The 7,138-nt window shown below is 62.0% G+C and carries 7 protein-coding genes; 3 read left to right on the forward strand and 4 right to left on the reverse strand.

The features are described from left to right. Window positions 1–259 precede the first annotated feature (259 nt). The gene (locus tag AC4DF4_RS17280) at window positions 260–382 is read left to right on the forward strand and encodes a hypothetical protein (RefSeq protein WP_490049354.1); all 123 of its coding nucleotides are present in this window, start codon (window positions 260–262) and stop codon (window positions 380–382) included. Window positions 383–542: 160 nt separating this feature from the next. Here AC4DF4_RS17280 and AC4DF4_RS17285 read toward each other — a convergent pair whose 3' ends face one another. The 3 genes from AC4DF4_RS17285 to trpE are packed head-to-tail and all read right to left on the reverse strand — an operon-like array spanning window position 543 to window position 3,549. Continuing rightward, a complete protein-coding gene (locus tag AC4DF4_RS17285) occupies window positions 543–1,439 on the reverse strand; it encodes an ion transporter (protein ID WP_490049355.1) in 897 nt (298 codons plus the stop codon). 12 nt (window positions 1,440–1,451) lie between these two features. Continuing rightward, window positions 1,452–2,015 (reverse strand): anthranilate synthase component II, encoded by a 564-nt coding sequence (locus AC4DF4_RS17290; RefSeq protein ID WP_490049356.1) that lies wholly within the window; start codon window positions 2,013–2,015, stop codon window positions 1,452–1,454. Between the two features lie 19 nt (window positions 2,016–2,034). Beyond that, on the reverse strand, window positions 2,035–3,549 hold the full coding sequence (gene trpE, locus AC4DF4_RS17295; RefSeq protein ID WP_490049360.1) for an anthranilate synthase component I: 1,515 nt from the start codon (window positions 3,547–3,549) through the stop codon (window positions 2,035–2,037). Window positions 3,550–3,626: 77 nt separating this feature from the next. Between trpE and AC4DF4_RS17300 the strand changes: the two genes are divergently transcribed. Continuing rightward, on the forward strand, window positions 3,627–4,856 hold the full coding sequence (locus AC4DF4_RS17300) for a 4-hydroxy-3-methylbut-2-enyl diphosphate reductase (RefSeq protein WP_490049357.1): 1,230 nt from the start codon (window positions 3,627–3,629) through the stop codon (window positions 4,854–4,856). 289 nt (window positions 4,857–5,145) lie between these two features. Here AC4DF4_RS17300 and nadB read toward each other — a convergent pair whose 3' ends face one another. Then, window positions 5,146–6,759 carry an L-aspartate oxidase gene (nadB, locus tag AC4DF4_RS17305; protein WP_490049358.1) on the reverse strand — a complete coding sequence of 538 codons (1,614 nt, stop codon included), beginning with the start codon at window positions 6,757–6,759 and terminating at the stop codon, window positions 5,146–5,148. Window positions 6,760–6,958: 199 nt separating this feature from the next. Here nadB and AC4DF4_RS17310 point away from each other — a divergent pair. Beyond that, the coding region (locus tag AC4DF4_RS17310; RefSeq protein WP_490049359.1) for a hypothetical protein at window positions 6,959–7,138 on the forward strand (180 nt) is incomplete at its 3' end.

Genomic DNA, 7,138 nt, shown 5'->3' on the forward strand with positions numbered 1-7,138 from the left:
CATGCGGGCCTTCGTCGGAAAGCAACAATGCGACCGCACGCATGATGCCGGAGGCCTTGCCGCTCTTTTGATCGCGGAGGGCTTCGAGTTCATGGCGTTCGGATTTCGATAATTTGATTCGGTGTAATTTGGCGGGCACCTGTCCAATTGTACACATCCTCAAAATCGTACAATTTTAAAATTCACTAACCGACAAATAAAATTTTACGCGACACTAGCCGCATCGCTGCCCGGCGGCTCCAGCCGCACCGTGAAATCCATGCGCCAGGAGCTATCCAAAGCGGCGCTCCCCGACGGCTCATGGAAAAACCCCGCCGCCGAGATGCCCGAGAACGACCCCATCGTCGCCACCGCCCTCGCCATCGAGGCAAACCTCGGTTAGAACCGGCCCCGGCAGGATCGTCCGTCCTACCAAACGTGTTTCAAGCAGGTCGAATTTGCATCCTGCGGAAACCCTCTCGCAAGCGGTGGTGGGGTTCCACGTCAGTTCGGTCTATTCGATGGAGCTAGTGGCCATGGGCGTGATTAAAATGGCGACGACCTCAGTTCCCGCCACGACCGCTTTCCGGACCGCGCAGGCGCTCGACGGTGGAGCGGAGGATTTTCAGGTCCGCCTCCATGCGCTCTAGCAGGGGTTCCAGCTCATGATCGATCGAGTGGGCCTCCGGCAGCACTGAAAGTTCCTGCATCGTGGAGACGATAATGCCGATGAAGAGATTGAGGATCGTGAAGGTGGCGACGATGATGAAGGGGATGAAAAACGCCCAGGCCCAGGGATGGCTTTCCATCACCGGCCGCACGATGCCCATCGACCAACTCTCCAGGGTCATCACCTGGAACAAGGTGTAGAGGCTCTTGCCCAAGGATCCGAACCAATCCGGATAGTCTTCCCCGAACAAGCGCGTCGCCAGCACGCCAGCCGTGTAAAAGAAGATCGCCATCACCGCCACCACGCCCGCCAGGCCGGGAATGGAGTGGAGGAACGCGGCCACCACTTTGCGCAGTGCTGGAATCACGGTTAGCAAGCGCAGCACCCGCAGGACCCGCAACGATCGCAGGACCGCCCACGGCCCCGCGCCGGGCACCAGGGCGATGGCCACCACCAGCACGTCGAAAACATTCCAGCCGCTGCGCCAGAACAACCCGCGATAAGCGACGAGTTTGATGCTGATTTCAACCAGGAAGACCCCGAGGCAGATCTTGTCCAGCGTGACTAACAAGCCCCCCCACTTTGCCATGACGGCCGGCGAGGTTTCCACGCCCAGGATGGCGGCATTGAGCAGGATGATCGCAACGAGCCAACCTTGCACCACGGCGGATTCGACCCAGCGCGCGAGCCTGACCCGCCGGCTTGAGACGCCGGCCCGGCGTGAGAGTTCGAGAAGTTCTTTTTCGCCCATGTTTTCAGGAATGATGTGGCGACGGATATCGCGCTTCAACAGGTGGGGATTTCACAATTTCAGGAAATTCTCCAACAGCCGCTTGCCGTCCTGCGTGAGGATCGACTCGGGGTGGAACTGGACGCCGTGGACGGGATGTTCCTTGTGCATCAGCCCCATGATCTCGCCTTCTTCGGTCCACGCGGTGATCTCGAGGCAGTCTGGCAGGGTCTCGCGTTTCACGATGAGCGAGTGATAGCGGGTGGCTTCGAACGGGCTCGGCATGCCGCCGAAAACACTCTTGCCGGAGTGATGGATCGGCGAGGTCTTGCCGTGCATCAGGCGGTCGGCGCGGACGACATCGCCGCCGTAAACCTGGCCGATCGACTGGTGGCCGAGGCAGACGCCGAGGATCGGAATCGTCGCGCCTAACTCTTTGATCAGCTCGCAGGAAATCCCGGCCTCGGTCGGCGTGCAGGGTCCGGGCGAAATGCAGATTCGCTCGGGCTTGAGCGCCTTCACGTCCTCGACCGTGAGCACGTCGTTGCGGAAGATCTTCATCTCCGCGCCAAGCTCTCCGAAGTATTGGACGAGGTTGTAGGTGAAGGAATCGTAGTTATCGAGAATGAGGAGCATCGGAGCGGATCGTTAGTTTTCAGGCACCCATCGTCTTGGCGAGGGCGATGGCGCGGAGCATGCCCTTCGCCTTGTTGACGGTCTCCTCGTATTCGTAGGTCGGATTGGAATCCGCGACCACACCCGCGCCGGCCTGGACGTAGGCCTTGCCATCCTTGAGAAGGCAGGTGCGGAGAGTGATGCAGGAGTCGTGCGAGCCGTCGAAACCGAAATAACCGACCGCACCGGCGTAGGCGCAGCGTTTGTTTTTCTCCAGCGAGTTGATGATCTGCATCGCCCGGATCTTGGGCGCGCCGCTGACGGTGCCCGCCGGGAAAGTCGCGCGCAGCACGTCGTAGGCGCTGTGCGACGGATCGAGCTCGCCGGAGACGTTCGAGACGATGTGCATGACGTGGCTGTAGCGCTCGACGATCATGAAATCATCCACGCTGACCTTGCCGTGTTTGGCGATGCGGCCCACGTCGTTTCTAGCGAGATCGACCAACATCAGGTGCTCGGCGCGCTCCTTGGGGTCTGCCAGAAGCTCGGCGGCGAGCGCGTCGTCCTCCTCCGGCGTCTTCCCCCTCCAGCGGGTGCCGGCGATGGGACGGATGTCGATGCGGCCCTGGATCGAGCGCACGTGGACTTCCGGCGAACTGCCGACCAACGCGAAATCCCCCAGTTCCAGGATGAACATGTAAGGCGACGGATTTACCAGCCGCAGCGCCCGATAGAGATCCACCGGCGGGCGGTCGAAGTCGGTTTCAAATCGCTGGCTCGGCACGAATTGGAAAATATCCCCGGCGGCGATGAACTCCTTGCCCTCGCGGACCATCGCTTCGAACTCCTCCTGCGTCGTGTTGCTGCGCGCCTCGACCGGCTCGACTTGGACCAGTCCGTTGAGCGCCTCGACATGCAGCGGGCGGTTTAAAATTTCCACCATCGCGGCGATCCTGCCACGGGCGGCGTCGTAGGCCTCTTTCGGCGTGGCGAATTCATCGATGAACGCGTTCGCGATCACTTGGAGACGTCGCAGCCGGTGATCGAAGACCAGCAAGGTGTCCGCCAGCATGAACATCGCGTCGGGAATCCCGAGCACATCCGGCGGCGGCGGGCCGAGCGTCGGCTCGAACTGCCGCACCGCGTCGTAGGAAAGATAGCCGACCATGCCGCCGGAAAACTGCGGCAGCGCGCCGTGGGTGACCGGTTGGTAAGGCGCCATTTCCCGCTCCAGCGCTGCCAAAACGTCGTCCTCGGCGGTGTAAGTCCGGATTTTCGAGCCTTCGCGAATGGTGATTTCCTTCTCCCTAGCCTCGAAAACCAAGCGCGGACCGCTGCCGACGATCGACCAGCGGCCGCCTTTCTCGGTGCTCTCGGCACTTTCCAGGAGAAACGAATGCTTGTTATCCCGCAACTTGAGGTAGGCAGACAACGGGGTCTCGAAGTCGGCGGCAAGCTGGGTGTAAACGGGCACGACATTGCCCCGCTTCGCCAGCTCAGCGAAGGCTTCCAAGGATGGCTCGACCGGAATGGAACTCACAAGGCGGCGAAGCATGGCGCGGAAATTCCGCAGGGCAAGCCCGGAGGAAAATGAGTTGGTCGCGCCCGGTTTCACGATTATATCCCCGCCAGATGAGCGAAGCCGCGAACAAAACGAAAAAGCCCCGGGTCAACGTGCGACGCCCGGATGTGATGGAACGGGTCTCCGCCGAGGTGGCGGTCCATTTTCATTCCTCGATCGTCGAGAAACTCCGCGACCGCGGCGGGAAGATCACCGTCGGCAACACCACGGTGCTCCTCGCCGAGCAGTTCGGCTTCTGTTACGGCGTCGAGCGGGCGATCGACCTGGCCTACGCGTCGCGCAAGGTTTTCCCGGAAAACCGGATTTTCCTGATCGGCGAAATCATCCACAACCCGGACGTCAACCGCCACCTCCGCGAGATGGACATCGTCTCGCTGCCATGGCAGGAGCTGGATGCCAGCTATGACGATCTCACGGAAGACGACGTGGTGATCGTCCCGGCGTTCGGCGCGCCCACCGTGTTCATGGACAAAGTCGAGGAGCGCGGCTGTTACGTGGTCGACACGACCTGCGGCGACGTGATGAAAGTCTGGCGGCGGGTGCGCGGCTACGCCAAGGACGGCTTCACCTCGATCATCCACGGCAAGTCCAACCACGAGGAAACCCGCGCCACAGCCTCGCGCGCGCTCGGCGAAAACGGCGAGGGAAACTACCTCGTCGTCCTGACCCTGGCCGATGTCGATTACGTCTGCGATTTCATCCGCGGCGGCGGCGACAAGGCGGCGTTCATGGCGCGTTTCCAAGGCGAACATTCCGCGGGATTCGATCCGGAAATCCACCTGCGGCAGATCGGCGTGGCCAACCAGACGACCATGCTCAAGAGCGAGACCGAGGAGATCCAGCGCCGGCTCCGCAAGGCCGTCATCGACCGCGATGGCAACGACACCGCATTCCAAATGTTCGACACCATCTGCGGCGCGACCCAGGAACGGCAGGACGCGCTTTTCGAAATGCTCCGCAAGCCGATGGACCTGCTGCTCGTCGTCGGCGGCTATAACAGCTCGAACACCGCCCATCTTGTCGAGATCGCCGAGCCGGAGCTGCCGACCTTCTTCATCCGCGGCGCGTCGTGCATCAAGTCGCTGGAGGAAATCGTCCACTACGACCTGCGCCACCGCGAGGAGCGCAGCTCCGACTACTCGCGGCTGTTCTCCGAGGACCGCCCGGTCACCGTGGGAATCACCGCCGGCGCGTCATGCCCGAACAACCTGATCGAGGAAACGCTGGTCAAAATTTTCGAACTCCGCGGCGTCAGCCGCGAGGTGCTGACCGAGGCGTGACCGATTCCGGCGCTTGTGGCCGATTTTGGGACCAGTTGGCCGGATTTGGGACGCCAAAATGCTTTCGTCATCCTGATTTTCAGGCAAATTGATTTCGTTCTGAGGCGCTTCGGCCCCGAGGGACTCACAACCAAGAAGCCGGGCCCACACGAGTTCGTTTTTGATTTCCGGGGGGACGTCAACCGAACAGGGCCAAGCCGGGTGGTTCTGAAAAAAGCGCGCGTTGCGAGATCCGGGGGGATATCCAACGCGCGCTTTTCTCTTGTCCGTGAGGGGAGCGCCACTGCAGTTAGAACTTCCGCAGGACGGTATCCGTGCAGAGCCGCTCGTCGGATTCCGGATGATCCAGCGTGTAATGCAGGCCGCGCGATTCCTTGCGGCGGGTGGCGCACTCGACGATCAGGCCGGCGACCGCGACGAGGTTCCGCAGCTCCAGGATGTCCGCGTTGACGCGGTGGCCCCAGTAGAACTCGCGGACCTCCTTCTTCAGATTCCGCAAGCGCGCCGAGGCCCGGCGCAGGCGGTTGTCGGTGCGGACGATGGAGACGTAGTCCCACATCAGGCGCCGGATCTCGTCCCAGTTGTGATAGATCACCACCAGTTCGTCCGGCTCCGCGGTGTCGCCGTGCTCCCACTCGGGAATCTCAGGAGGCGCCGAGGCGGCCTTGCCGGGCGGATAGAGCCGCATCATTTCATCCAGCGCCCTGCGACCGACGACGTTGCCTTCCAGCAGCGAGTTCGACGCCAGGCGGTTCGCGCCGTGCAGGCCGGTGCAGCCGACCTCGCCCACCGCGAACAGCCCGCGGATGGAAGTCTTGCCGTTGACGTCGGTCAGCACGCCGCCGCATTGGTAATGCGCGGCGGGGACCACAGGGATCGGCTGGGTCTCACAGTCGAGACCGAACTTCATGAGCGTGTCGTAAATATAAGGAAAACGCTCCTTCATGAAGCCCTTCGGCTTGTGGGTGACGTCCAGATAGACACACGGCGCGCCGGTGCGCTTGATTTCCCGGTCGATGGCGCGGGCCACGATGTCGCGCGGCGCCAACGAACCGCGCGGATCGATTTTTTTCGTGAAGTCCTCGCCCTTGGCGTTGATCAAAATCCCGCCCTCGCCGCGCACCGCCTCGCTGACGAGGAACGAGCGCGCCTCGGGACCGGTGGCGCCGGGGTTGTAAAAACAGGTCGGGTGAAACTGGATGAATTCCATGTTCGCGATCGAGGCGCCCGCCCGCCAGCCGAGCGCCACGCCGTCGCCGGTCGCCGAGTCGGGATTGGTCGTGTAGAGATAGACCTTGCCGCAGCCGCCGGCTGCTAGAATCACCCGGTCCGAGCGGAAAACCTTCACCTCGCTGGTCTTCGTTTCGAGCACGTAAGCGCCGAGCACCCGGTCGTCCACCACGCCGCCGAGCTTGGTCGAAGTAATCAGGTCGATGACGAAATGGTCTTCCAACAGAGTCAGGTTCGGCGTCTTGCGCGCCGTCTCGATGAGCGCGCGCGCCACCTCGCGGCCGGTCGTGTCGCGGGCGTGGAGAATCCGCCGGTGCGAGTGACCGCCTTCCTTGCCGAGCAGGAAATGGGCGTTTTCCCGGTCGAACGAAACGCCGTAATTCACCAGGTCATCGATCGCCGCCGCGCCTTCGTGGATGATCGTCCGCACCGCGGCTTCCTTGCAGAGACCGGCACCGGCATCGAGGGTGTCGGCGATGTGCGACTCCTCGGAATCCCCGGCATCGCGCAAGCTCTCGGCCAGCACCGAGGCGATCCCGCCCTGCGCCCACGCGGTGTTCGACTCGTAGGCGTCCCCTTTCGTGACCACGATCACCGATCCGTGTCGCGCCGCCCGCAGGGCAAAGGAAAGCCCGGCGATGCCGGCACCGATCACCAGGAAATCTGCTGTCATGTGGGGCGAGCATGAACGGGGATTTACGACGGGAAAGGGAAATTTGTCATTCGCCCGCAGCCCACGGCGGATTTTTAGAAATCGGCAAAAATCTGGTTTTCAGCTGATTGAGCCAAATTACTGCACATGTTCTGCGCCTTCGGGCACAACTCGCGCATGGCCACATCCCGCTACCGCGTCCCGGCAATGCCCGAACAGCATGCCCGAACAGCATGTCCTTGAGCATGTGCGCGTTCGATTGATCGATCCTGACGATGCCATCGAACGTGATCGTTACCGCGCGCTCATCGAAAAACATCACTATCTCAAGAGCCAGTTGTTCCGAGGCACCTGCTACAAGGCGCAGGGCTGGAGATTGTTAGGTGAGGCCAAAGGGCAC

Source organism: Luteolibacter sp. (assembly GCF_058122085.1).

What these genes read in the sequence shown, in the direction of transcription:
- AC4DF4_RS17290 (WP_490049356.1), bottom strand. Translation starts at nt 2,015, where the DNA reads ATGCTCCTCATTCTCGATAACTACGATTCCTTCACCTACAACCTCGTC.
- nadB (WP_490049358.1), bottom strand. Translation starts at nt 6,759, where the DNA reads ATGACAGCAGATTTCCTGGTGATCGGTGCCGGCATCGCCGGGCTTTCC.
- AC4DF4_RS17280 (WP_490049354.1), top strand. Translation starts at nt 260, where the DNA reads ATGCGCCAGGAGCTATCCAAAGCGGCGCTCCCCGACGGCTCATGGAAA.
- trpE (WP_490049360.1), bottom strand. Translation starts at nt 3,549, where the DNA reads ATGCTTCGCCGCCTTGTGAGTTCCATTCCGGTCGAGCCATCCTTGGAA.
- AC4DF4_RS17300 (WP_490049357.1), top strand. Translation starts at nt 3,627, where the DNA reads ATGAGCGAAGCCGCGAACAAAACGAAAAAGCCCCGGGTCAACGTGCGA.